The sequence below is a fragment of the Coleofasciculus sp. D1-CHI-01 genome, from assembly GCF_040218875.1.
GTDB lineage: Bacteria > Cyanobacteriota > Cyanobacteriia > Cyanobacteriales > Coleofasciculaceae > Coleofasciculus.
In genome coordinates this window covers 83,715-108,156 of the sequence record NZ_JAVJQP010000027.1, presented here as the reverse complement: position 1 = coordinate 108,156, position 24,442 = coordinate 83,715, and the positions used below count along the sequence as shown (strand labels likewise).

At 44.9% G+C, this 24,442-nt stretch carries 24 protein-coding genes and 1 CRISPR repeat array; of the genes, 17 read left to right on the top strand and 7 right to left on the bottom strand.

The window, feature by feature from the left end:
- Positions 1–424: 424 nt before the first annotated feature.
- From RIB93_RS05240 to RIB93_RS05225, 4 genes are all read right to left on the bottom strand, one after another.
- The gene (locus tag RIB93_RS05240; RefSeq protein WP_446370954.1) at positions 425–886 is read right to left on the bottom strand and encodes a hypothetical protein; all 462 of its coding nucleotides are present in this window, start codon (positions 884–886) and stop codon (positions 425–427) included.
- A 10-nt stretch (positions 887–896) separates the two neighbouring features.
- Entirely contained in the window at positions 897–1,589 is a 693-nt protein-coding gene (locus RIB93_RS05235; RefSeq protein WP_446370952.1) for a hypothetical protein, read from the bottom strand.
- Positions 1,579–2,703: a CRISPR-associated endoribonuclease Cas6 gene (gene cas6 / locus RIB93_RS05230; protein WP_446370950.1), complete on the bottom strand. Its 1,125-nt coding sequence runs from the start codon at positions 2,701–2,703 to the stop codon at positions 1,579–1,581. Before cas6 ends, RIB93_RS05235 begins: the two co-directional genes overlap by 11 nt.
- A 63-nt stretch (positions 2,704–2,766) precedes the next feature.
- Positions 2,767–3,042: an Imm30 family immunity protein gene (locus RIB93_RS05225; protein ID WP_446370948.1), complete on the bottom strand. Its 276-nt coding sequence runs from the start codon at positions 3,040–3,042 to the stop codon at positions 2,767–2,769.
- 131 nt (positions 3,043–3,173) lie between these two features.
- Positions 3,174–3,946: a CRISPR direct-repeat array (repeat unit 36 nt; unit sequence GTTTCCATCCCCTTTCGGGGAAGTGGGCTTGTCAAG).
- A 584-nt stretch (positions 3,947–4,530) separates the two neighbouring features.
- On the opposite strand from RIB93_RS05225, the gene crn3 reads away from it, so the two are divergent.
- The 12 genes from crn3 to RIB93_RS05165 all read left to right on the top strand — a co-directional run bounded on the left by crn3 (position 4,531) and on the right by RIB93_RS05165 (position 16,909).
- Entirely contained in the window at positions 4,531–4,869 is a 339-nt protein-coding gene (gene crn3, locus RIB93_RS05220; RefSeq protein ID WP_446342808.1) for a CRISPR-associated ring nuclease Crn3/Csx3, read from the top strand.
- Positions 4,870–5,255: 386 nt separating this feature from the next.
- Positions 5,256–7,655 (top strand): type III-B CRISPR-associated protein Cas10/Cmr2, encoded by a 2,400-nt coding sequence (cas10, locus tag RIB93_RS05215; RefSeq protein ID WP_446370946.1) that lies wholly within the window; start codon positions 5,256–5,258, stop codon positions 7,653–7,655.
- Positions 7,652–8,383, top strand: a complete 732-nt coding sequence (locus RIB93_RS05210; RefSeq protein WP_446370944.1) for an RAMP superfamily CRISPR-associated protein — start codon at positions 7,652–7,654, stop codon at positions 8,381–8,383. Before cas10 ends, RIB93_RS05210 begins: the two co-directional genes overlap by 4 nt.
- Entirely contained in the window at positions 8,380–9,597 is a 1,218-nt protein-coding gene (csx10, locus tag RIB93_RS05205; protein WP_446370942.1) for a type III-D CRISPR-associated RAMP protein Csx10, read from the top strand. The genes RIB93_RS05210 and csx10 overlap by 4 nt, the downstream gene beginning before the upstream one ends.
- A complete protein-coding gene (locus tag RIB93_RS05200) occupies positions 9,594–9,995 on the top strand; it encodes a hypothetical protein (RefSeq protein ID WP_446370940.1) in 402 nt (133 codons plus the stop codon). Before csx10 ends, RIB93_RS05200 begins: the two co-directional genes overlap by 4 nt.
- 121 nt (positions 9,996–10,116) lie before the next feature.
- Positions 10,117–11,232 carry a putative CRISPR-associated protein gene (locus tag RIB93_RS05195; RefSeq protein ID WP_446370938.1) on the top strand — a complete coding sequence of 372 codons (1,116 nt, stop codon included), beginning with the start codon at positions 10,117–10,119 and terminating at the stop codon, positions 11,230–11,232.
- Positions 11,233–11,328: 96 nt separating this feature from the next.
- Positions 11,329–12,204 carry a type III CRISPR-associated RAMP protein Csx7 gene (csx7, locus tag RIB93_RS05190; protein WP_446370970.1) on the top strand — a complete coding sequence of 292 codons (876 nt, stop codon included), beginning with the start codon at positions 11,329–11,331 and terminating at the stop codon, positions 12,202–12,204.
- Positions 12,205–13,066: 862 nt separating this feature from the next.
- Positions 13,067–13,687 (top strand): hypothetical protein, encoded by a 621-nt coding sequence (locus RIB93_RS05185; protein ID WP_446370936.1) that lies wholly within the window; start codon positions 13,067–13,069, stop codon positions 13,685–13,687.
- A 30-nt stretch (positions 13,688–13,717) separates the two neighbouring features.
- Positions 13,718–14,668, top strand: coding sequence for an RAMP superfamily CRISPR-associated protein (locus RIB93_RS05180; protein WP_446370934.1), 951 nt, complete (start codon positions 13,718–13,720; stop codon positions 14,666–14,668).
- The gene (locus RIB93_RS05175; protein WP_446370932.1) at positions 14,665–15,174 is read left to right on the top strand and encodes a hypothetical protein; all 510 of its coding nucleotides are present in this window, start codon (positions 14,665–14,667) and stop codon (positions 15,172–15,174) included. Before RIB93_RS05180 ends, RIB93_RS05175 begins: the two co-directional genes overlap by 4 nt.
- A complete protein-coding gene (locus RIB93_RS05170; RefSeq protein ID WP_446370930.1) occupies positions 15,171–16,196 on the top strand; it encodes an RAMP superfamily CRISPR-associated protein in 1,026 nt (341 codons plus the stop codon). Before RIB93_RS05175 ends, RIB93_RS05170 begins: the two co-directional genes overlap by 4 nt.
- Positions 16,197–16,291: 95 nt before the next feature.
- Positions 16,292–16,909, top strand: coding sequence for a hypothetical protein (locus RIB93_RS05165; protein WP_446370928.1), 618 nt, complete (start codon positions 16,292–16,294; stop codon positions 16,907–16,909).
- Positions 16,910–17,818: 909 nt separating this feature from the next.
- Here the strand turns inward: RIB93_RS05165 and RIB93_RS05160 are convergent.
- Positions 17,819–19,135 (bottom strand): aminopeptidase P N-terminal domain-containing protein, encoded by a 1,317-nt coding sequence (locus tag RIB93_RS05160; protein ID WP_446370968.1) that lies wholly within the window; start codon positions 19,133–19,135, stop codon positions 17,819–17,821.
- Between the two features lie 314 nt (positions 19,136–19,449).
- Between RIB93_RS05160 and RIB93_RS05155 the strand changes: the two genes are divergently transcribed.
- Complete coding sequence (locus tag RIB93_RS05155; protein WP_446370926.1) at positions 19,450–19,992, top strand: carboxymuconolactone decarboxylase family protein; 543 nt, start codon at positions 19,450–19,452, stop codon at positions 19,990–19,992.
- 167 nt (positions 19,993–20,159) lie between these two features.
- Complete coding sequence (locus RIB93_RS05150) at positions 20,160–21,506, top strand: adenylate/guanylate cyclase domain-containing protein (protein ID WP_446370924.1); 1,347 nt, start codon at positions 20,160–20,162, stop codon at positions 21,504–21,506.
- A gap of 161 nt (positions 21,507–21,667) precedes the next feature.
- Here RIB93_RS05150 and RIB93_RS05145 read toward each other — a convergent pair whose 3' ends face one another.
- Both RIB93_RS05145 and RIB93_RS05140 read right to left on the bottom strand, forming a co-directional pair.
- Entirely contained in the window at positions 21,668–22,612 is a 945-nt protein-coding gene (locus tag RIB93_RS05145) for an NAD(+) kinase (RefSeq protein ID WP_446370922.1), read from the bottom strand.
- A 233-nt stretch (positions 22,613–22,845) separates the two neighbouring features.
- Positions 22,846–23,322, bottom strand: a complete 477-nt coding sequence (locus tag RIB93_RS05140; RefSeq protein ID WP_446370920.1) for a hypothetical protein — start codon at positions 23,320–23,322, stop codon at positions 22,846–22,848.
- Positions 23,323–23,514: 192 nt separating this feature from the next.
- Between RIB93_RS05140 and RIB93_RS05135 the strand changes: the two genes are divergently transcribed.
- From RIB93_RS05135 to RIB93_RS05125, 3 genes are all read left to right on the top strand, one after another.
- Positions 23,515–23,658, top strand: coding sequence for a hypothetical protein (locus RIB93_RS05135; protein WP_446370918.1), 144 nt, complete (start codon positions 23,515–23,517; stop codon positions 23,656–23,658).
- 21 nt (positions 23,659–23,679) lie between these two features.
- Complete coding sequence (locus RIB93_RS05130) at positions 23,680–23,916, top strand: hypothetical protein (protein ID WP_446370916.1); 237 nt, start codon at positions 23,680–23,682, stop codon at positions 23,914–23,916.
- A 206-nt stretch (positions 23,917–24,122) separates the two neighbouring features.
- Positions 24,123–24,440: a DUF3082 domain-containing protein gene (locus RIB93_RS05125; RefSeq protein ID WP_446370914.1), complete on the top strand. Its 318-nt coding sequence runs from the start codon at positions 24,123–24,125 to the stop codon at positions 24,438–24,440.
- The last annotated feature ends 2 nt before the right edge of the window (positions 24,441–24,442 follow it).

Below are 24,442 nucleotides of genomic sequence, written 5' to 3'. Positions count from 1 at the left end.
CGTGTGCTCTTCCGATCTATAGTTGGGTATTTTTGGCTGGGATTGTCCCGGTAAGGTTGAAGTTTTCATGTTTTTGTCTCCTTGATAAAGATTGAAGCCGAGAACTAAAGTTCTGGCTTAAAGCTTAAACCCGTTAAAACGGGTTAAAACGATTACCCGGTTTTTTAGCTTGAGGTTTCGGAATGTTATTTCCTGGCGTTTGAGATTGTAGGTTGGGTTTCGACTTCGCTGAACCCAACAGAGTATAGGGCTGAAGCTTTTACTACAAGCCGGATATCCTGTAGGGTGGGCACTGCCCACCACCATACCAGTCAGTAACATTTCTCTTCAGTCAGTATCATTCAGATTAGGATATATTGAATCACTGGTACGAAAAGGTAGCCGTAATAATGCTTCGGCTTTCTGCCTGTTGCTCGATCAACGATTAACGTATAACCATCATGTCCAGAATTCGACCGACGGCTAAGCCACTAAAAGCTAGGGTGACTAAAAACCAAAAGGCTTGAGTGTTTTTTAATCCGGTGGCTTGTATCGGTTGTTTGGCAAAGGCTACACCAAAGGCTAGAATTATGCCTAAAATCCAGATCAAAAATAAGGCGATGACTAACAGTTGAAAATTGAAACGCAGGCTGGGAGGGTACGCCCTGGCTAGGGTGCCGATCCAGACAACACCAATTACCCAAGTGATGGCTAATGCGATCGCGCTTTTGCCTCGCCAAGCTAAGTGTACGGTGACGGCTTGGGTTCCTAGCCAAATTAGCGCCGGGGCTTGATAAAGGGATAATAACCAACCGGCTAGGGTGTATCCGATGAGGAGACTGATTAGATGTAGCCCCAGTAGTGATTGTCCGGATTCGATTGTTGGTGTAGACAGTTTTTGCATCATTGGGGGAATCTCATTCTTTGTCTTTTGTCCTTCTTAGATTCAGGATTCCCGTTTTTTTGGCGAAACTCACAACATCGGAAAGGTTTGGGGTGCAAGTTATTCCGTTAGTGGTGAAGAGGGCGGGTTTTGTTGTTCCGTTAGGGGTGAAGAGGGCGGGTTTTGTTGTTCCGTTGGTGGTGAAGAGGGCGGGTTTTGTTGTTCCGTTAGGGGTGAAGAGGGCGGGTTTTGTTGTTCGGTTAGGGGTGAAGAGGGCGGGTTTTGTTGTTCGGTTAGGGGTGAAGAGGGCGGGTTTTGTTGTTCGGTTAGGGGTGAAGAGGGCGGGTTTTGTTGTTCCGTTGGTGGTGAAGAGGGCGGGTTTTGTTGTTCGGTTATTGGTGAAGAGGGCGGGTTTTGTTGTTCCGTTATTGGTGAAGAGGGCGGGTTTTGTTGTTCCGTTATTGGTGAAGAGGGCGGGTTTTGTTGTTCGGTTATTGGTGAAGAGGGCGGGTTTTGTTGTTCCGTTATTGGTGAAGAGGGCGGGTTTTGTTGTTCCGTTATTGGTGAAGAGGGCGGGTTTTGTTGTTCCGTTATTGGTGAATATCTGAATTGATTCCCTAAACCCGCCCCTACGATTGTGCCTAAACCCGCCCCTACGATTGTGCCTAAACCCGCCCCTACAATTGTCCCTAAACCCGCCCCTACACAAATATTTGTTATCTGTCATTGTTCAAGATGGCACGACGGGCTAATTTGGCGTAAGTTTTGACGGTTTGGTAGCGCATATCTAGATCATCTGCGATCGCGTTTAAGGATTCACCCATTTCTCGTCGGGCTAATATAGTCGCCCAGGTTTCGGCGATGTCTTGCGCCCGATTTCCTCCCTGGCGCTGGCGTTGGGCGAGAAACTGTTGGGTTAATTCGCTGATGCGTTCGGCTAATAGGGTTTCTATTGAAGGGAGGGCGGGGGTTTCAGGGGATAACCAGCCTAGGCGAGTTTGTCCTAAACCAAAGGGGGTTTTGTGTCCCGTGCCGCAGTAGGGGGCAAATTGGGCTAAGGTATGGAATAATTGGCTAAATTCTGGGTGTTGGCTGGCACCTGAGTCCAGTCCTAACGCGATCGCACCTGTGAATCCGGTGACGACTCCTTTCTTTCCTGCTGCGACTTTCATCGATTCTAAACGGTGACGCTGAATCACGACATTTTCTTCTACCCAGTCTAAAAAGGCGGTTTGGTTAAAGGGGCGATCAGAAAAATTATTCCAGCGCCGCAAGTAGCTGTGGAAGAGATTCGTGGGAACCGGTAAGGGGAAATGGTGTCCCTTGCGGCGAAAGCTGGTGGGGGTGAGGAAGCTGAGGCTTAGGGATTGGGGGTGGGTGGGGGTTGGGGTGAATAAGTTAGGATACGTGGTTGGTGCTAAAGCGATGTGCCAATGGCTAATTTTCAGGACAGCACGGCGTAATTTAATCATATCTGGCAGGTGATCAACCCATTCGGCTAGCCATCGGCTTAGGGGTTGGTAAAGGGCGGTGATGTACCAACGGTAGGTGGTATTGGGTTTGAGTTTGAGGGTTTTTCCAGAGGTGAGGAAGTCTCCGTCTAAGCGGGAGAGGGTGAAGGGTTTCTCGGATTGACCATCATGGAGATAGGCGGAGAGTTCGGGGTTGGTTTGGCGGACTTGATCTAAGAACCAGGCGTGGAGTCCGACGGTGTATTGAGTATAGAGGGAGTCTGGGGCGTTGGCGGTTAATTCTAAGACAAGTCCGACTAATTCCGTATCCGCCGCCCAAGGATGGCGGGATGGAGGGGGTTGGGTTTGGCGGCGTTTGCGGGGTGCCATGATGGGGTGAATGCCGGATTTTTAAGGGGTTGATTCTATATATATAGGGTAGACTGAGTTGTCTCAAACCTGTTTCATTAACTCTCCTGGCGAATTCAGATCGGTTAAATGCCGAGTAGCGCTGTCTTCAAGCAATTGACGGATGAAATAATGAAGCAGACTAAACATGACCTCTGGCTGTTCACAGCGATCATCGAAAATGAGATGTAAAGTGGGTAAATCCTCGGTTTGAGGATGCTTAGCTAGTTCAGCTAACGCCGTTTCAAAGGCGATCACCTCTTGGCGCGATCGCATCAATTTATTAGCCTCTAAGACACGAATCCAATTGGTTTGTGACATCAGCTATTCTCTCCCTGATCAAAAATACCCTGCCAAGCTAACTTATTTAAGCTGCGTCTAATTTCTGGCGTGTAAAGTCACTGACGCCAATAAATTGATCTATTTTCCCTGTTACTCACGAAAATACAAGGGTTTCCATCCCCTTTCGGGGAAGTGGGCTTGTCAAGTCCTATTTTTTCTGAAAAATCAGAAAGTGTTATCAGAAAGTTTCCATCCCCTTTCGGGGAAGTGGGCTTGTCAAGTCAGGCAGTCCGTCGTTAGATGCTGGCGTAGCCGAGTTCAACAGTTTCCATCCCCTTTCGGGGAAGTGGGCTTGTCAAGGAAAAGGTAAGTTAATTCGTCCAATTGGAGGGGAAGACGTTTCCATCCCCTTTCGGGGAAGTGGGCTTGTCAAGGACTAGTCTCTAGACTGGTTTTGTTTTATAGCAGAAGTTTCCATCCCCTTTCGGGGAAGTGGGCTTGTCAAGTATTTATCGATCCCTATTCAAGGCGCGACTACTCCATAGTTTCCATCCCCTTTCGGGGAAGTGGGCTTGTCAAGAACATAACCCAGCGAGACATGTATCGTGTCCTCACAGGAAATGTTTCCATCCCCTTTCGGGGAAGTGGGCTTGTCAAGATTACTCTCGAAGTTGGTGGTGAAGAAGCCCAAGCGTTTCCATCCCCTTTCGGGGAAGTGGGCTTGTCAAGCACCCGAACAGCTGAACAAGCAAATTATCCAACCCGTTTCCATCCCCTTTCGGGGAAGTGGGCTTGTCAAGTCATTAGATTTCCAGAAAGGAGAATTTCATGGAGTTTCCATCCCCTTTCGGGGAAGTGGGCTTGTCAAGAGAGGAAGAGAGTTTACTCAGTTCAGTTGTAGGATATAGTTTCCATCCCCTTTCGGGGAAGTGGGCTTGTCAAGAGTTCGCTCAGGAAACCTTACAGAGAGCGAGTTTCAGACGCCAAATCTACACACCTTTTTTTATTGTCAATTACTCAGCGCTTATTGACAAAAATCTCCGGTTTTCATCGTCCAAAACCCTTACCTAGACTTCCATCGACACACCTCAACGGAAAAATGAGGGTTTCAGCGATCGCGTGACCTGTGTCGATGAGCTAATTTACTGTATTTTGCTATGCAGTTTTCTAGGTTCTGGCGTTAATCGTAGCATTATACCACTATTTTTACAATTACTCAAGCGTTACTCAGCTTGTTATAACCTGTAGGACACCTTATAGAGCAAAGGCAGATTACCTTTAATTCTGCTGTAGGGGCGACCCGCCTGCACAAATCAACAACTAGAGAAACAGGGCGGGTTTATTCACATCGAGGTGCAACCGAAAAGATAGTAGTAAAACCCGCCCCTACAGAGGATCGGGTCGCCCTTTACTCAACCCCATTGTGGGAATAAATTAGCGAACACAAAGAAATCTTCCTGTCGTAGGAAAAGGGTCTTTCCCAGGGGGTGCTACAGTAGCCTCGTACTCACTCCAACAGTAAAAACTATGAACGCGATTCAACTTCAACTACTTCCCCATCAAACCCAAACCGGTTTACCCTATCAACACCTGCATTTCCAGATTGCCACAGAAGACGGCATTATTTCCCCCCCAGACATTAAAGGAATCAAACTACCAGAAGGAATACCCTTCAACCAAGGGATTGTCATCGAAGGAAAAGGTCCGATTTGGCTGTACAGTTACCTAGTTCACGAATGTCATCCCGCCGCCTGGGTGGGATGTTATGACCCCCGTTTAGGCGTTGTTGTGGTGGCGACTCACACTCATGATGTCTCGGTGGGTGAAGTATTTCCCGTGGAATTACCCGCCGCCCTGTCTCGGTAATCCAACATCCAGCGAGGGGGATTATCAGATATTGAGGCTCAAACATCCGCCCCAAGTTCAAAGGACTGGCTGAGAGCTATTGTCCCTTAAAATGGACTTCAAACTGAATGTCACTCACTTAAGCCGAATGTTGCTGACTTAGGGCTGGTGGGCGATGCCCACCCTACAGTCTATGAAGGATTTCGGCGATCCCAAAAGGCTTATTTAGGTGCCATTGGGCTTACGCGGAATGCTGCTGACTTGGACGCCAGGAAATCAATTTCTTATCTTTAAGCTCAAGTAAACTAAAGATTAATAGATTTAAGGCTTTGAACCCGTTTTAACGGGTTTTAGCTTTGAGCCTGAACTTTAGTTCAAGGCTATAGTTCTTAAACGCACGCTGAATTATGACTCATTCTCTCAACCCCCTAATCATTGGAATCGCCTGGTGTCTCGCTTGGGGCGAGGGGCGTGAACCTGATAATCTAAGTATCTTGCAGCAGATGCGAGAGGCGCTGCGTCAAGGGAAAGATGTTACGGATACAGAAGCACTAAAGTGCTTACTACAAACGGTAGATCAAGGGAACAATGTTTCGGAAATAGACGCACTAAAGTGCTTACTACAAACAGAAGGGCTAGACTTTCCTCAGACGTTGGCGGACTTACAGCAATTAACCGAACAGTATCCAACACTGTGGACATCTAAAATTGGTTTAGTCTACGGTGGTGCAACAAAGATTAAAGGCTATGTGTTTGAATCCGCTAAACTTCCCGAAATTCGGGGCGCATCGGCATTACTGGATCGAATTAATTTAATTGATTTACCTGCCTTTTTCAAATGTGAAGAATTGCCAGAAGACTTTCCTGAATGTTACCGAGCCAGACAATATTGCCAAAGGGTTAGGCGAGACTTACAACACAAAGATAAAAAACTACACTCGTTATGGGACGCACTGATTCCGGAGTTAGTGATTTACTCAACCGGGGGTAATATTTTAGCCTTTTGTCCAACAGCCTTTGTCCCGGATTTGGTCAATTTAATTGAAAAACGCTATACAGCAGAAACTTTGACCGCTAATTCTTGTGCGGTAGGAGAAAGTTTCAGATTGCTGGAACTGCGATTTGGATTACTTGACCATCCGATTGAACAAACCAAATGGTTAGACTGGTATCTAGAGGATGAGAAACGGCAAACTAATCCGATTACAATCGCCTACTTTGGTCAAGTCAAAAATGGTCAAGACTGGAAAGAGTTATTTGAAAACCGCAAGAATTTTAACGAAATAACTGGGAAATTAGCGGCTTTATTTCAGAAACGACGCAACGGGAATAACTTACCCGATCGCCAACGTCCCAGCCGTCGCTATCCGCCTATGTTTGAAACCCATCCTTATTTATTGCGGGATGAAGTCGAACATCGCCTAGCTATTGCTTCTGGGAGTCTTTTTCCGGATGAACCTTGGTTTTCTGATGCTTTAGCCCGTAAGCGTATTGTTGGACAACGAACGAAAGGGGAAGGGAGTCGAAGTCAGACATGGTGGACAAAAAACTCGGATTGGAAATGGCAACTTGGTCAAGTTAAGACGTTATGGAATTCAGGGTATCTGGAAAGCTGGGTGGTTAAATTTAGGCGGTTTATCGAAAAAAGTCACTATCGAGATCGCTATTATCAAGACATTCCCAAACAGAAGATTGGCGAAGCGCGATCGCTTACCGAAATTGGCAATGCTGGGAATGGTTTTGTCGGCTATATTTATGCTGATGGCAATAACATGGGAGGTTATATTCAGAAAAAATTAAAAACCCCCCAAGATTATCGCCGATTTAGCCGAGATATCTTTACCGCTACAGAGGAATCTGTTTACCACGCCCTCGGACGACATCTTAAACCTCATAAACTAAATGGTTTAACCGGAGATAATCAACATCGGAATGGCGCGATTATTTATCCCTTTGAAATTCTCACGATTGGTGGGGATGATGTCATGTTAATTGTTCCAGCCGATAAAGCACTGGCAATTGCTAAAACTATTGGCGAGGAGTTTGAGCGAATCCTTCTGGAAGGCGAAAAGATACAAGGGAAAGAAGACTATCGAATTACTGATTCAGCAATTATCTCCCGTTCTCAAGACTGTCACCGATACCAAGGGCAGATATCTGTCAAACCTTCACAATGTAAACTGAGTATGTCAACGGGGGTTTTAATTACGGCTTATCAAACGCCCATTTATTATGCTGAAAACTTGACCAATCAATTACTTAAGTCAGCCAAGAAGAAGGCGAAGCAGTTAAAAAAAGACTATGGCTATCATGGCGGAACTGTTGACTTTCTTACCCTGAAGTCAGTAACGATGATTTCCTCCAATATTGAAGCCTTTCGCCAAGAGGCTTTAACTAAGCAGGAAAAAGGCAAACCAAAGTTGAAACTTTATGGCGCACCCTACACCTTACATGAACTCGGCGGATTGATAGAAACTGGGGAGAAACTAAAGCAGTCAGAATTTCCGCGATCGCAACTTTACCAAATCCGCAGCTTATTAGAGCGAGGTAAATCTACAACGATGCTAAATTATCGATATTTCCGGGTGCGATTACAACCGGAAAACCAAAAATTATTGGAGGAGTATTTTGAAAAAGCCTGGTGTGATGCTAAGACTAATAAGGGGAATTTAGCACCCTGGATGTCGTTACCAGAAAAGGATGGTACGACTACTTATGAAACCATCTGGCGAGAATTGGTCGAACTTTATCCTTTTATTATTGAAACGGCTGAACAACCGAACCAGACGGAGGCGCGATTACCATGATTTATCTGCAAGAATTACTATCAAATCCAGTTGAAACCATCTCCCTAACAGCTATTATTGATACCGCTTTATGCGTGGGTGCAGGAGGTTCTTCTGGTTCTCTCGCCGATAAGCCAATTGTGCGTACTGCGGACAACAAACTCCTGATTCCTGCATCTCAACTTAAAGGGCGTTTGCGCCATGAATGTGAGAAATTAGCACGGGGGTTAGGGTGGGCAATTTGTCAAGCCCCTAATCCTCAAATGATGTGTCCCCAACGTGCAGATTTTCCCGAAGAAGAGGCGAGGCGTTTTCAACGAGACGAGGATTATCGAGTAGTAGGAGATAACCGATATCATTGTTTAATTTGTCAGATTTTTGGCAATCCCGCCTTACCATCACGAGTCATCTTTGATGACTTAATTTGCCAGGAAAAACCAGAGAATCTCCCACCAGAAGTTCTCCGCCCAGGTGTGACGATTAATCGTCGTCGTCATACCGCCGAAGAGAAAAAACTCTACTTCCTAGAAACCTCACCCGCTAATGTTCAGCTTAAGTTTACTGGAGACATTCATCTTCAACCCAATTCTCCTGCTTCTACCAAAGCCTTAATTTTAGCCGGATTACACCATATCAACGCTTTGGGCGGTTCTAAATCCACAGGTTTAGGATGGCTGACGTGGGAAATTAAGGGGTTGTCAGTAGATGAAAGGGATTGGCAAACCCTGTTACCAGGAGAGAGAAAATGAAACAGATTCAACTAACCATTACCGCCTTGTCACCTCTAGCCATTGGGCGGAAAAAACCAGGGGGTTCAGTGAGTGAAGCGGGAGACTATATTCCCGGTTCAGTAATTCGGGGGGCGATTGCTTCCCAGATGATTCAACAGTCTAATCTGGAACATCCTGATTTAACAGCAACTAATAACGATTTTAAGGACTTATTTCTCCGAGACAATGCGGCAATTTTCCGGAATGCCTATCCCGCCCCCACAGATAGTAATGCAGAGGTTAAGGTGTTACCTGCTACTGCCTTAAGTTCTAAGACGAATCCTGGATTTAAGCCAAAAGGTTACGGCGTTTTTGATACTCTCATTAATCGCTTCTGTGCTGAATGCTATGGTTATCCTTATGATCCGATATGTCCCCAAGATGGTGGACGAGTTGAACCCTATAGTGGATTTTACAGCCAAAAGAATCAGCAAAACTATCAAACTCATTCCGTATCTAAACGTTTGCTAACTCGTGTGGGCATTAATCGGCGTCGGGCGACAGCAGAAGAACAAGTTTTATATAGCATTGAGGTTCTGAATGAAACGGAGACTCAGCAACCCGTTGTTTATCGCAGTTCGATTCTAGTCGAAGATGATAACCTGGCAGATCAACTGACTCAATTTATCAATGTCAACGCGAGAAACTTCCGTCTAGGTGGTGCGGCATCGCGAGGCTTGGGTAAAGTGGAGATTCAGGGAACCATGAGTTCAGTTAAGCAAACCCTGGAATCCCGTATTGATCAGTTTAATCATGCTATCCAAAACCGTTGGCTTGAGTGGGGAAATCTCTTTGGCAATCGTCCCTTAGAGAATCGGATTTACTTTACATTAGACTTGCAATCTGATGCGATTTTAACCGAAAACTGGCAACGAACTATGGTAATTTCTGAAGATATGCTAAAGAAGTTTGCTCAGTTAACGGATTACTCGGTTGAACTACACGTTGCTTATAGCAGCTATGACTATGTTTCGGGCTGGAATTCGGCTTGGGGATTGATGAAGGATGTGGAATTAATCACCAATAAAGGTTCTGTTTATTTATTTAGTACAATCAAAGAAAAGGAGAAAAATTGGATTGCTGCGTTAGAAATGTTAGAGTTGAAAGGAGTAGGCGATCGCACGACTGAAGGGTTTGGTCAAGTACAAGTTTGTAATGATTTTTATACTATCGTTTGGGAGGAGGCTGTATGAATTTACAAGAGCAAAAAGTGGAACTTCAGATACAAAAAGGTATACGACAAGCTGAGGATGATTTAGTCCTCTGGATTCAAGAGGCGTTAGATACGACTAAGTATGGCAATTTAGAAGAGTCTCAATTTCGCAATTTAGTCCGGGTTGCTGATACAACGGATAGTGCGGAAGTGATTAAGAATTTTATTCGCTATCAAGTCGGTCGAGATGAAAAATGGGGGAGGGGTAAAGGTTCTCTAGCGGAGAGAATTATTCAAGATATCGATGGGAATATTAAAAAAATTGCTCAGAGTATTGCTGAATCATCTCAAGGTGAGTTGAAGCAAGTTTGGTTAGAGTTGATTCGCCGTTATTTGGGCTATGGGTCTCGTCATCTCAAGTATTTGAAAGATGGTTAAAATTGATTTTTTAGGTTAATGGAGGCTTTACGGAACAAATAATAAGCAGGGATACGGCTATGCTTATATAGGAAGAATAACTATTCTGTGTGCATCAATAGAATCGGAGAGTTTGAGAGAAATGGTTAAAACAGTGATATGTTCTGTCGGTATTAGCGCTGCTAGAAAAATTCCAGGAGTTAGACCACTAACGAATTGGGTTAAACAGCAACCTAGTGTGAAAGATGCCGCTGAAACAATATTTTTGACTTTCCGTGATATTCGCCCAGAGGGAGAAAGTTTAAAAAATGAATTATCTGCTGAAGTTCATTCTCTGGTGCGGATTGGGATCACGGATAGGGATAGAGTAATTCTGCTGGCTTCAAGTACAGAGGATGGGTATTGCTGTGCTATTGCGGTTGAAAAATATTTGCATCATTACTGGACTAATCTAGAGGTGCAAATAAAACAAGTTCAAGGCTTGCAAGTTTTAGATGCTGAACTATTCCGGACAACGGGTGTCGTTGAGTTTGTTCGACATATTATTGCTGAAATTAATAGCTATGGGGCAAGTAATATTATCCTGAATCCAACTGGAGGATATAAAGCACTGGTTCCTTACACTGTTTTAGTCGGGATGTTAAAAGGAGTTAAGTGTGATTACATTTTTGAGCAGTCTACTAAATTTCTAGAATTACCGCCACTTCCGGTAGAATTCAGCCGTTCGCAATTTGAGGCTCATAAAGGTTTATTTGAAAAAATTGAGCGCGAAACAGCTATTCCTCAAGCTGAATGGGAAAGGAATGTCTCTTATGATGAAAGAGAAAAGTTGAAGTCGCTCGTTGAGCATATTGATGGACAGGTGACTCTATCGGCTATTGGTATCTTATTCCTTGATGAGTTACGTAGTCCTTCTGTCTTGGTTCCCTTTCTTTCTCAAAAAGCTATTAAAGATTGTTTTGAGAATATTAAACAACTGGATGACTGTGATCCATTTCGCTTTCTGTCACGAGTAGCGGCTTCTAAGGGTACTTTTGAGCAAAAGGAACATATTAATGTTGGCAATGGATTACGCTGGCTCAAACCTGGGAGAACTACTGACCGCTATTTGGTGTCTGTAGAAGGTTGGCGTCTGTTGGTGTGGAGAGTCATTCGTGAGGATCAAGAGGGTTCAAATTATGCTAGTAAAATTAAAGTTAATCCTGAGACAGAACGACGTTCCTATTCTCCTTTCATGCGTATGGATTTTGTGGATTAAGTTCAAGATGTGTTGAGTTAGTCATGGGTTGGTGGTGGGGAAAGCGAAGGTTGATGGCGCTAAAGCGCAACTACGAACGAATTGGGGGATAATATGATGTTTGATTGTTTTAAGAGTCGTTTGGAAATTAGCGGGAAGTTGACGACGGTAACGGCACTAAGAATTAGTGCAGGGCGTTCCACGGAACCAATTGGTTCGGATTTACCAGTGATTAAAGATGCGTTGGGTAAACCGTTGATACCGGGCGCTAGTTTTAAGGGGGCTTTGCGATCGCGCTTGGAAAGCTTCCTCCGTGGTATCCTGGGCGGGGAGCGGACTTTGGTGGCTAATCCGGCGGTGGAGGAGGAGTGGTCAATTACGGCTCAGGAAATGAAGGAATTGAAAGAGCAATATACCACGGATACGGCGCTGACTGAGGCTATTTTAAGTCAGACTGATTTAATTTCTTGTCTATTTGGTTCGCCTTGGCTGGCGAGTAAGTTCCAAGTTCGAGATTTGATGGTTATCTCAGAGTATTGGTTTGGTCAATATCAAGAACGGGATGGGGTGGCGATTGATAGAGATACGGAAACCGCCGCCGATGGGAAACTTTATGATTTCCAAGTGGTTCCAGCCGGAACTCCGTTTAAGTTTAAGGCGGTGGTGGAAAATGCTGAGGATTGGGAGTTGGGGTTGTTAATGATTGGGTTACATCAGTTTGAGACTGAACAAATTCCTTTGGGGGGAGGGCGTTCACGGGGTTTGGGTGTGGTTAAATTGGAAGTTGAGGAGATGGATTGGTTTGATGCTAGAGATAAAAATAAGCCAGATGGGATTGATGGGGTTAAGTTGCTAAATTATCTTAAGAAAATGGTTAATAATGAGGGTTCGGTTTATGAGGATGGTAAAAACTATAAGGATCAGTGGGTACAGTCTTTGATTGGTTATCTGGAGAATCGGGAAAATCAGAATTCTGAGGTGAATGTGATGTAATAAAATTGTAGGGGCGGGTTTAGGGACTTAATCTGGCTTGTAACCAACATCTGAACAACAAAACCCGCCCTTATTCACAGGAAAGCAGATACCCATCGTAGGGGCGGGTTTAGGGATTTAATCTTGTTTGTCACCAACACCTGAACAACAAAACCCGCCCTTATTCACAGGAAAGCAGATACCCATCGTAGGGGCGGGTTTAGGGATTTAATCTTGTTTGTCACCAACACCTGAACAACAAAACCCGCCCTTATTCACAGGAAAGACGATATCTGTAGGGGCGGGTTTAGGAATTTAATCTGGCTTGTAACCAACACCTGAACAACAAAACCCGCCCTTATTCACAGGAAAGCAGATACCCATCGTAGGGGCGGGTTTAGGGATTTAATCTTGTTTGTCACCAACACCTGAACAACAAAACCCGCCCTTATTCACAAGAAAGACGATATCTGTAGGGGCGGGTTTAGGGACTTAATTTGGCTTGTCACCAACACCTGAACAACAAAACCCGCCCTTATTCACAGGAAAGCAGATACCCATCGTAGGGGCGGGTTTAGGGATTTAATCTTGTTTGTCACCAACACCTGAACAACAAAACCCGCCCTTATTCACAGGAAAGCAGATACCCTATCGTAGGGGCGGGTTTAGGGACTTAATCTCGCTTGTCACCAACACCTGAACAACAAAACCCGCCCTTATTCACAGGAAAGCAGATACCCTATCGTAGGGGCGGGTTTAGGGACTTAATCTCGCTTGTCACCAACACCTGAACAACAAAACCCGCCCTTTTTAAACGGTGCGTTACGCTCCGCTAACGCACCCTACATTTGAATTACAAACTATGAGAGGTGAGGTGATGATTATGTCATTTAGTAAGTACACCAGTATTGCGGATGTTATTCAAGAGTTTCAAATTACTTATAATGAGGAAAATTTTATTGTTGAATCTCCTTTTGATATTCCGGACTATTTCCGGGAAGATCTCCAGATGGTGATGCGGGAAGGGGTGGTGAATAATTCAGAGTTTGCGATTTGTGAGAATCTCATTTATCCGGTGCTGAAACAGGTCTGGAAATGTTATTCTAGTAAGTTTATTTTATGGAGTCATGAATCGCTTAATTACGATGAGACGCTTTCTGGATTTCCGGAGTATATTTTAGCTAAACGCTCTCCACTGGGAAAAGTTGTTTTTGACCAACCCTATTTCTTACTGGTTGAGGCAAAACAAGATAAGTTTAAAGAGGGGTGGGGTCAGTGTGCAGCCGAAATGGTGGCGGCTCAACGCCTGAATCAATATCCTCAGATTACTGTCTTTGGGATTGTTTCTAATGGTGATCGTTGGCAGTTTGGTAAACTAGAAGGCAATGTATTTACCCAAAATATTACGTTTTATAGTATTCAGGAACTCGATTCACTATTTGCAGCCGTTCACTCTATTTTTCAACACTGTGAAGCCCAACTAGATACCTTAGTCGCGGCTTAAAGGATAGGTTGTTTCAGATAAACTTAGATTATGCATAAACGATTGGTTAATCAATGTACGATTGATTTTAGTTTAATTCCCTGTGGTCCCATTCTGATCAAGTCAGGGCGAGAAGGTGCTGATCCGACGAAGCCGGATATGGAATTCGTGGAAACTTATCATGGGGAAGGGCGTTCGGTTTATTTGCCTGGAAGTTCTCTAAAAGGGGCAATTCGCGCCCATGGGGAACGAATTGTAAGAACAGTTGGACGCGATAATCGGAATTCTGATAATCCGAATAGCCTCTGGGCAAATGATCCGTTAAATGATAATTATGACTATCTGAAAAATAAGTCAGGTTATGAACTCTATAAGTTATCCTCGTTTACGGATCAGATGTTTGGGAATACGTCAATTTCTAGTCGGGTGAGAATTGAGGATGCTTATCCGGTTGAGTCTCAATCTGTGAAACTGGAAGAACGGAATGGGGTGGCGATTGACCGCGTGTTTGGTTCGGTGGCGGTGGGACCGTTTAATTATCAAGTTTGTACGGCGGGAGAGTTTCGGACTAAACTCCATCTGAAAAACTTCTCGTTAGCCCAATTGGGATTAATTGGCTTAGTGTTGCGGGATTTGGATGAGGGATGGTTTGGTTTGGGGTTTGCTAAGTCTCGCGGGTTGGGAATTGTGGAGGTGAAATTAAACCAGGCGGTTGTTCAATATCCGGGTTGTGTTGTTGAAAATCAACGGATTCGGAGTTTGGGTGGTGGCGGTGAATGGCAAGATAATCAACTTTTGGGGGCTGGTATGTTTTTGGCGGAAGCGGAACGAGAACGCTATGGTTTTCCAGCTAATGATATGCAAGATACTCCTGTGCGGGCGGAATCAATGGCGCTGGGGTTTGGGGTACAGTTAAACTGGCGAGGAAAGGAACAAGTTCAGGATTTATTTATGCGGGCGGTTCAGGCTTGGTGTCAGAGAGTGGAAGCAGGTGCAGCATGAGTCCTTTTGTTGGTGTTTGTCAAGATTTGCTCACTGAAACTCAGTTAAGAGAATTAGTGCAAAAGCAAGCTACTGCGCCGAGTTATTATTTTCTGCGCTGGAGTCATCAAGTTAGTGGAATTGTGGACAAATTACCTGATGATTTTTCCTCTCCTGAAGGACAGATGTTTAATTGCGATCGCGAGTTCCGTTGGAAACGCCAAAATGACCGTTATAGCGTCCTTGTGTTGTCGAATACGGGTGAGGTTCCAGGCTTTAAATCGATTATTGATGATACAGAATATGCCAGTGAATCTGAGGATAAATCCTATTGGAAAACTGAACAACGCCCAGCTTATGGGTATCCTATCAATGAAACCCGATTTCCGCGATCGCTCATTTATCCAGAGAGTCTGGATGTGAGTAAGACTTCCCCCAATCAGCCGAAATTAGCCCAGCGTTATTTTATCGCTCAACCAACCGCAACGGTGCATTTTGTTGCCTTAACTGTGGAAATGCCAAGATGAGTTATAATAAACCCCGTCCCCGTCCGCAGCTATCCCAAAGTATTGCCCAGAAACCTTATCATCTGATTCCTTTACCGAAAGACAAGCCGCAATTACAACCGCCTAAAGGACAAGATCAATATTATCGCGCTCGCGTTCATGGACGGTTACAGTTAAAGTTAACGGTGCAAACCGGATTACACGTTTCTACGGGTGTTGTCGCTTTGGGAACGGATGTGGGACAAACGTCGATTCCCTTGATTAAAACCATGATTCAGGGAAGCGCAGGACAGTTAATTATTCCGGGGAGTTCTCTTAAGGGTGTGGTACGGTCTACCTATGAAGCAATTACCCGTAGCTGTTTGTGTAAAACGAGGGCAAAATCCAATCAAATCCCCCCAGGCTATCAGGAATGTCGCGACAAAACCCAACTTTGTCCAGCTTGTCGGGTATTTGGGGCGCTGAATTGGCAAGGGTTAATTCAGTTTAGTGATGCTGAGTGTGAATCCACTGAATTTCGTCCCGGATTTATGCCCTCTCTCTATCGTCCTCGTCCTCATGAATACCCAGGTTATTTTAACCAGGAAAAGGTCGCTGGGCGCAAATTTTATTATCACACAATTCGGGCTATCGATAAAGGACAACAGCAGGGAATATCGGTACAACAAGCGGTGAAAACTTTTGGGTTTACCACATCATTACCCTATCGAAATTTAACCCAAGGGGAACTGGGAACCTTACTGATTGTACTGGGACAAGATACACAACACGCCATCGCCCTGAAAGTGGGTGGGGGGAAACCGATTGGGATGGGGACAATGACGGTTGAGGTAACGAGTATAGAACCTGTGGATAATATACGCGATCGCTATTTATCTTACCGAAGCCAATCCCAACCCCTCACCGGAAAACCTTTGCAACAGTTTATCCAACAGGCGATTCAGGCGGCGCATCGAGAATTGGTGCAATCTCAGCCATTGCAGGAGTTAGTCAAGGTGTTGGGATATCCGACACAGAGAGAACCGCCGGAAGGAATGTATTAGAAAACCCAACAACCCCCAATCCAACTAACTCCCCTCTCCTCGCAGGAGAGGGGCTGGGGGAGAGGTTCTTTCCAAATTATATTATTCTTTTCTATATGGTAATAACAGAAGACTTAACCGAACTCCAGTGGCAAATTGCCCATGCGATCGCGCAAACTCTAGTTCAAGCGGATACAGACGCGAATGAACTAGGAAAAGCGATCGCCTATCTTCGCAATTACGCCACCCAAGACGGAACCAAATTGTTTGATTATCTCAAAACCTTGGTCAGAAATGGCAGACAAATTGGACATAGTAAGCGAACGTCTGACTACTACCAAGCGATTGACAATGCTTGTAACCAATACCTAAAAGCCTATCAAGATAATCCCCCAGTCATGTTACATATTTTAGGCTGGTCTTATCGGCTAATGCGTTATTACCAAAACGCTGAACCTGTTGGCGAAATTAGCGCCCCCGTCGTCGAGTCAGCGCGTCAAGCGGAAATTGCTGAAGTGGTTAGCACTCATGATTTTCAGGTGGGTCAAATCTTAGACGCCACGGTTACAGGCGTTAAGGGAAATAAGGTAACATACACGATTTTGGAAACGATTAAATTAACGGAAAAAGAGCCAAAAAAAGCGAAATCGCTCTCTGAAGGGCAAAGGGTCAAGGTTGAGGTTGTGGCTCTCAAAGAGGATGGAAGTCTCAAAAAGGTTAAATGCGTTGGTTGAAATAACTTTGTTGGTGGTCATTGAGATTGCTCTGAGATTATGATAGAAGGTAATGCCCACAGATTTAGCGGGGACTTTGTAAACTTGAATACTTTACTGAGGCACAATAGATGTATGCATAGGCTCAAACATTCGTACTTACCTGAATCAACTCTTCAAACTTCACCTAGAAGGTCTGAATCAACTGTTCAATCATCAACTAGAGAGTATTTTGTAAGCTGTCATGCATTTAAATTGGGTATTAGTAGCGAGCAAGATGCTTGATGTAGCGAGCAAGATGCAAAGCCTGCGGCATGGCTTCGCTTAACGCACTACGGCAAGGCTTTCGCCGTTATTGATATTAAGGTTTAAATGCCGAACAGCTTATGAAAACCAAGCCCTTTAGCGAGTTGCGAAAGCGAATGACACCTGAGCGGAGGGCAAAAAACGAAGCTCGCGCTCAACTCATGCTTTCTGTATTCCATAAACCTAAAACAAACCCTACTTGTAGGGGCACGATATCATCGTGCCCGACTACTAGCGCACCACTGACACAGCATCCCGCCAAGGGAGCTAACTAATGGTACTAATGGTACTGAAAAGGGGACTAAAACTACCAAATCCTACCTAAATTAGCATGTTGCCAACTTGAAAGCCAGGAAATAAATTTCCGGAACCTAAAGCTCAAGTAAGCTAAAGCTTACTTGAGCTAAGTCTTTGAACCCGTTTTAACGGGTTTAAGCTTTTAGCCCGTAGACGCGGAGCGGCTTCTCTTAGAGTACTTTAGTTCAGGGCTACTTTAGTTCAGGGCTACTTTGGAATTGATTGCTTTGATTTTAGAAAAGGGCGGGTTTTGCCACAAAAGTTAACGGTAACACCGCGATCAAAGTCCCTAAACCCGCCCCTACACCCCGGATTTGGGTGAAATAATTACCCTTCCATCTCATCCACCAACTTTGGCACCCCAGCCGTTAACACCTCATTCCCCGACTCGGTAACCAAAACATCATCCTCAATTCTGACACCAATCCCGCGCCAGCGTTCAGGAATCTCAGGTTGACCTTCCACAGGTTTAATATCTAAGCCAATATACAATCCCGGTTCCACTGTCACCACTTGACCCGGTTCAAAAGTTTGCCAGGATTCTTCCCCATTCTTATATACCCCAGAATCATGAACATCTAACCCTAACCAATGTCCAGTCCGATGCATGTAGAAGGGCTTATATTTCTCCTCCTTAATAATTTCCTCGATATCTCCCGCCAACAATCCCAAATCCATTAATCCTTCCACCAACACCCGCACGGCGGTATCGTGAAATAGATTATACGGCTTTCCCGGTTGCACTTGTGCGATCGCGTCTTGCTGCGCTTTCAACACCAACTCATAAATAATCCGTTGATCTCCGCTAAATTTTCCCCCAAGAGGAAACGTGCGGGTAATATCGGCATTGTAATACTGATAGGCACAGCCCGCATCAATTAACAGTAAATCCCCAGCTTGCATCTGGCGGGTATTTTCCACATAATGCAGGATACAACTATTCACCCCCGACGCCACAATCGACGGATAGGCTGGACCCAACGCCCCCCGTTGACGGAAAATATGTTCGATTTCCGCCTGAATTTGGTACTCATAACATCCCGGTTGGGCAAATTTGCGGGCGTGATTATGGGCGTCTACGGAAATCGCCGCCGCTTGACGCATCATCTCCAACTCCGTTGGACTCTTCACCAAGCGCATCTTCTGAAGCAGCGGATTCGTAGACTCAATCGCCATCGGACCCGTTCCCCGCTTAGGATACGTCCGCATCAACCTTTGCCAATGGGTGAGAACAGTTTGATTAAAGTCGCGATCGCGCCCTAACTGATAATAAATCCGATCTGCCTTCTCTAAATACTGGGGTAACTTCTCCTCCAGTTCCGTCATCGGATACGCCTCATCCGCACCGTAGCGTTCTTTCGCCCCATCAACCCCCGTCCGATATCCTGTCCAAACCTCCTTCTCTGGATCTTTAGGTTGGACAAACAGAATAAAGCGGTGTTCAGCATGGTGCGGCGCTAACACCGCCACGGCTTCAGCTTCATTAAACCCCGTCAGATAAAAGAAATCACTATCCTGACGAAAATTATATTCCACATCATTATGCATTACCGCAACCGGGGCGCTGCGGAAGATAGCCGTCCCCTGACCCATCTGACTCATCAACTGTTCGCGGCGTTGGCGATACTCGGTTTGTGAAATCATCATTACGCAATGCTCACTTTTGGGTAGACAATTAACCCCAGAACTGATATGTATGGTTAGGGTTTTATTATTCTTACTTTAGTCAATTCCGGCAATGCACGAGAGAACCGCTGGGATTTGACGACCACTTTGGGGGCATTCTACTAGAAGTTATCCTTCATCCTTCAGGGTTGATTGGTTATCGCCATAAACCCTGCTGCTTGGATTTTATCCCGGCGTATCTCCTCTCTCGCCAACTTAAAAGTCGGTGCCAGGAGAACTCAATCTATCGTAATACATCGTATTACCAAAACGCAATCATTTTCGAGGTAATTATGGCACAGTTTCCCTTGCAAGACACCCATCCGATCACCAAGCCCCTCGTCCAAAATATTTACGATGAAATTAGCACCGAATTGGGATTTGGGATGGTTCCCAATTTATTTAAATCTATGGCGATTCGTCCCGATTTTTTAGCCGCAACCTGGCAACAATTTCGCTGCACTATTTTAAAAGGAACGATTCCTCGCACGATCAAGGAAATGATTGGTGTAGCGATCTCCCAGGCGAATGGTAGCGATTATGCGCTAAAGGTTCATCTGCACAGCTTATCCGCATTGGGAATTAGCGAACAGGTACTGCAAATGTTAGTCAGCGACTTCGATAACTGTCCCTTACCGGAACGTGAAAAAGCCGTGATTCATTTTAGCTTGCTAGCAGCGACGAAACCCCAGCAACTCAGTGATACTGACTATCAACATCTGCATGAGTTGGGATTGGATCAAGCAGAAATCTTTGAACTGATTGCCACAGCTAACGTATTCACCGCTATTAATCAATATACCGACGCGATCGCTCTAGAAATCGATACCCTATAAACATCTGACTTCCACCCAGACTCGGCTTAGGGTAGGGGACGCTTCATGAAGAATTATCGACAGATGGTCGTTCAACTCCCCCAATTCTCGATCATGAATAATAATGGAGAAGTAAGACATGTAGACAAGTAGAGGCTTCCCCCATGATCAGATGAGGGATGAGTCAGATGAGTTTTTCTTTATTTGCCAGTAGCAATCATCAAATCGAAGCTCAGGATCGGGAACAACTCCTGCAAACTACCCGACAATTACTGACTCAAATTCAGGGGCTTTCCTCCCGGATTGCCGCCGTTAATGAAATTTCCAATGCAATTAACTCTTCCTTAAATTTAGACGAAATTTTACAAATTGTCAGTCAACAAGCCAAATGGTTATTAGACTTTCAGCATTGCAGCGTTTGTCTCAAAAGTGATGATGGTACGTTTCGCTTAGTCACCTTGTTTGGTTCACCAATTCCCTGCCCAAATTGCCCCATTTCCGGCAATAACCCGATTAGTCGCGCTCTAAAAACTGGACAATCTCAACTTAATCCCCAGGATTCCAGCGATACCTTTTTATCTGCCTACCCCTCTAAAATTATTCTGCCCCTAGCTAGAGATAATCAAGTTATCGGTTCGCTAAATTTTGCCACCAGCCACCCCTCTGGCTATTCCCAGGAAGATTTACGCATTGGTTATTTACTAGCGGTGCAATTAGCCTGTGCGATTCGCAATGCCAGATGTTTCCAGGAAATGAACGCGCTATTGGCAGAAATGAATCTGCTTTACTCAAGTCTGGAACGAGAACGACGTAAATCTGACCAACTTTTATTAAATATTCTCCCTGAACCGATTGCTTATGAGTTAAAGGAAACGGGAAAAGTAAAACCTGTTCATTATGACTGTGCCACGGTTTTATTTACTGATTTCAAAGACTTTACTAAAATTGCTGAACAACTCTCACCGGAAGCGCTAGTTCAGGAATTAGATTATTGTTTCTCGTTTTTTGATTTAGTCAGTGAAGTGTATAACCTGGAAAAATTAAAAACAATCGGCGATAGTTATATGGCAGTCTCTGGTATTCCCGTCGCCAAATCAACTCATGCTATTGATACAGTGCTAGCAGCTTTACAAATCCAGACATTTATTCACTGGCGACAAATTGAAAAGAGGCAGAAAAATGAACCCTATTGGCAGATTCGGATTGGTATTCATTCGGGTTCATTACTCGCAGGTGTGATTGGGCGGAAGAAGTTTACTTATGATGTATGGGGGGATACGGTGAATACAGCATCCCGGATGGAATCATCTGCGATTCCGGGAACGATTAATATTTCCCAAGCGACGTTTGATTTGGTTAAGGATTTTTTCCAGTGTGACTATCGGGGTAAAATTGCGGCTAAAAATAAAGGCGAAATTGATATGTATCAGGTTAAACGACTCAAACCCGATTTTTCTACTGATCCCCTCGGTCTGGTTACCAATGAAAAATTTAATGCGATTTATTCGACAATTTCTAGTCTAGCGGTTCAATAATCCTAAGTGTAGGGACTCGCACATTATTGCCCAAACGTTAGTGACTAAAAATTAGATCTGGGCGGGTTTAGTTACATCGGGGTTAGGGTAGAAACGATAGTAGTAAAACCCGCACCTACACATTCAAAATTCAGACGTAGCATGCTACGTCTCTACATCAATTAATGTCGGTGATTATTACTGTAATGAAATCTCGCCCCAGCCCACTGTAGTTTTTCTCGTAAAGTTTTGTAGTAGGAATTATTTTCGCGGAGAACAATAAACTTAGCATAGCAATCTGCCTTACGCACATCCACCCGTTGTCCGGGCCAAATCGGGGTTGCCATTACCCCATCCATCCACAGCTTGGTGTTGAGTTCATAATCGCCGAGGGGCCAAATGCTGACGATGGAACCCGCCGGTAAGACTAAGGGGCGACTAGATAGACTTAAGGGGCAAATCGGCGTTACCCCGATCGCTTCCATGCCATCATGGAGAATCGGACCGTTGGCAGATAAGGTATAGCAGGTGGAACCCGTTGGTGTGGAGACAATCAATCCATCCCCTTGATACTGATCGACGACTTCTCCGTCAATTTCCATTTCCAGAATCGAGGTAATCATGCGATCGGCTGAGGCGGGTTTGATGCACATATCATTCAGCGCCAAATAGCGATCGCTGATCGGTTCGAGATTGGTACCTGTGGCAAAGCTATCCTGGCGGGAATCCCCTTCAAACAAAAAGGCTTCAATCATCATGCGTCGCTGCACAGCATAGCGATCTTCGATAATCCGATCCCATATCCGTTCGGTATCTTTGAACGCTTCAAAGGGTTCGGTCAGAAATCCCAGATGTCCGCCAATATTAATCGCCAAAATCGGGATACCTGCGGGGGCGAGGTGTCGTGCGGCGGCTAATGCAGCGCCATCCCCTCCCAGCACCACCGCCAGATCGATGTTGTGCATCACGGATGCCAAAAACACAGGATAGGGATTATCCTTGGCACTACTCGGTCCAATCAGGACATGACAACCCCGTTGTTCTAATTGCCGAGCGCATTTTTCCGCCCAAGCTTGACCTTGGGAGTCTCTGGCTTTGTGGGCGATAATCACTTGTTTTAGCTGCACGGTGACCTCGTTACTGACTGTTGAGAGATTTCCTCGATCGCACTCCGGCTATCGGTCTCAATTATCGATCCTTATCGTCTGCTGATCAGAACCGGGGAATCGAAATAACTTTAATTAGCGTAGCGCAGCAACACGAGGAACCCAATTCAGTAATCGATCCAATGGTAAATTCCCAGAAAAATGTAACACAGAATACTAAAATTTATGCTCGATAAGTTATGACTTCTAAACACCTATCCAAACCGTTCTAACAATTGCTCACGAGAAAGGGTAATCAGCAGGGACGTTAACTCCTGAGGAGGTAACTGCAACATCGGCGCGATCGCACTCGATAGTTCCTGATCCAGTTCACCAAATCGCACTCTGAGAAAGTTTTCTATAGTTTCTCGCTTGGGTGTTCTTAAGGCATCTTCTCGTCCAGGCACATCCCCAAACCAAACCAACAGTTCCTCACGAGAAAGGTTAAACAACAGACGAGTCAACTCTGGAGGGGGTAACTGTAACATTGGCGCGATCGCACTCGACAATTCTTCATCGAGTGAACCAAATCGCACTCTGAGAAAGTTTTCCGCCATCTGTCGTTGTCCTTCAAGCCTGCCTTCTTGTATACCTTCTTGTATACCTTCAAGCCGACCTTCTTGTATACCTTCAAGCCTGCCTTCTTGTAAGGTTTCTTCCTGCCATTTCAAATAAGCGGGTGATAAGTTCATAAGCAACTCCCTGTCCTGTTCACTTAAATTTTCGCTTTCGTTGACAGTGATACGCCAGTTCGCCAGAATCTCCAGAATAGTCTGCCGAAATGGGTTCTGTTGTGGTAAGGCGACCAACTCATCGATTGCCCGCCTCTGAGTTCCCCTTTTTCCCAGAACCCTTAACCAAAGTGTATCTTCAGTAACTGGGAGTTGGTTGATCGCGATCAATGCACACTTCTGGAACTCCGGCAGAAAATACACGCCGTGCGCCAGCAACTCGGCTTACAGCTTTCATTAGAAGATAAGCCGCCTCGCTGTCGGGAATATGTGGAAGATAAGATTTTTGCGATTTGAAGCATTAGGGGTAAAACTTACTTGAATTTTGAGATTATCGGCAACATCATTAATATAGAAACTATAGCGGTGGGTCGTTCTATTCGAGAAGTCGAACGCTTGCGTAAAACCTATGGTTCTGGACGATGGAGAAAACTTAAAGGTACTGGAACTATTCGGTTAAATAACGGAACTATTTGTGAAGCTGAATTACACGGGTATGAAGCACACGGCATCGGCAAAAAAGAAATAAAAATTAAATTCATCTTATCGGAGTAGTTATGCAGTTTTTGAATAAAGAAAATCAATTTATGAGTATGATGATGCTGATGAAATTGTTTCTCTCAACTCTTTCTCATTCCAAATAACCCTGGCAGATATTTATGACAAAGTAGAGACGTAGCATGCTACGTCTCTACACGGTAATGTGATATCCGCCAAATCACTCATAATAAATAAAGGATGAAACCCTAGACATCAGATTTATGACCACTAATCCCGATAATCAACCCACAACTACCGAACAAACGCCGCCGACTCCCTTGCGCTGCTTGATTTCAGCCTTGATATCGAGTTCTCTGGCGATCGCGGGATACTGGCTGACAACCGCTATTGCCCAATCCTTAGCGAATAAGCCTCTACCCTCTGGGAATGTGACGGCGATTAATATTGCGATCGCGGTTCGTACCTTAGTCGTTGGTATCAGTACTCTCGCCACGGCTGTCTTTAGTCTCGTGGCTGTTGGCTTGGTGGCTTTAGCCATCCAATTGACAGTGCAACGCTTCACCCAAGGGACAAAATGATT

Coding starts and splice junctions, on each gene's coding strand:
- RIB93_RS05240 (WP_446370954.1), bottom strand. CDS start 886: ATGATGCAAAAACTGTCTACACCAACAATCGAATCCGGACAATCACTA.
- RIB93_RS05235 (WP_446370952.1), bottom strand. CDS start 1,589: ATGACAGATAACAAATATTTGTGTAGGGGCGGGTTTAGGGACAATTGT.
- cas6 (WP_446370950.1), bottom strand. CDS start 2,703: ATGGCACCCCGCAAACGCCGCCAAACCCAACCCCCTCCATCCCGCCAT.
- RIB93_RS05225 (WP_446370948.1), bottom strand. CDS start 3,042: ATGTCACAAACCAATTGGATTCGTGTCTTAGAGGCTAATAAATTGATG.
- crn3 (WP_446342808.1), top strand. CDS start 4,531: ATGAACGCGATTCAACTTCAACTACTTCCCCATCAAACCCAAACCGGT.
- cas10 (WP_446370946.1), top strand. CDS start 5,256: ATGACTCATTCTCTCAACCCCCTAATCATTGGAATCGCCTGGTGTCTC.
- RIB93_RS05210 (WP_446370944.1), top strand. CDS start 7,652: ATGATTTATCTGCAAGAATTACTATCAAATCCAGTTGAAACCATCTCC.
- csx10 (WP_446370942.1), top strand. CDS start 8,380: ATGAAACAGATTCAACTAACCATTACCGCCTTGTCACCTCTAGCCATT.
- RIB93_RS05200 (WP_446370940.1), top strand. CDS start 9,594: ATGAATTTACAAGAGCAAAAAGTGGAACTTCAGATACAAAAAGGTATA.
- RIB93_RS05195 (WP_446370938.1), top strand. CDS start 10,117: ATGGTTAAAACAGTGATATGTTCTGTCGGTATTAGCGCTGCTAGAAAA.
- csx7 (WP_446370970.1), top strand. CDS start 11,329: ATGTTTGATTGTTTTAAGAGTCGTTTGGAAATTAGCGGGAAGTTGACG.
- RIB93_RS05185 (WP_446370936.1), top strand. CDS start 13,067: ATGTCATTTAGTAAGTACACCAGTATTGCGGATGTTATTCAAGAGTTT.
- RIB93_RS05180 (WP_446370934.1), top strand. CDS start 13,718: ATGCATAAACGATTGGTTAATCAATGTACGATTGATTTTAGTTTAATT.
- RIB93_RS05175 (WP_446370932.1), top strand. CDS start 14,665: ATGAGTCCTTTTGTTGGTGTTTGTCAAGATTTGCTCACTGAAACTCAG.
- RIB93_RS05170 (WP_446370930.1), top strand. CDS start 15,171: ATGAGTTATAATAAACCCCGTCCCCGTCCGCAGCTATCCCAAAGTATT.
- RIB93_RS05165 (WP_446370928.1), top strand. CDS start 16,292: ATGGTAATAACAGAAGACTTAACCGAACTCCAGTGGCAAATTGCCCAT.
- RIB93_RS05160 (WP_446370968.1), bottom strand. CDS start 19,135: ATGATTTCACAAACCGAGTATCGCCAACGCCGCGAACAGTTGATGAGT.
- RIB93_RS05155 (WP_446370926.1), top strand. CDS start 19,450: ATGGCACAGTTTCCCTTGCAAGACACCCATCCGATCACCAAGCCCCTC.
- RIB93_RS05150 (WP_446370924.1), top strand. CDS start 20,160: ATGAGTTTTTCTTTATTTGCCAGTAGCAATCATCAAATCGAAGCTCAG.
- RIB93_RS05140 (WP_446370920.1), bottom strand. CDS start 23,322: ATGAACTTATCACCCGCTTATTTGAAATGGCAGGAAGAAACCTTACAA.
- RIB93_RS05125 (WP_446370914.1), top strand. CDS start 24,123: ATGACCACTAATCCCGATAATCAACCCACAACTACCGAACAAACGCCG.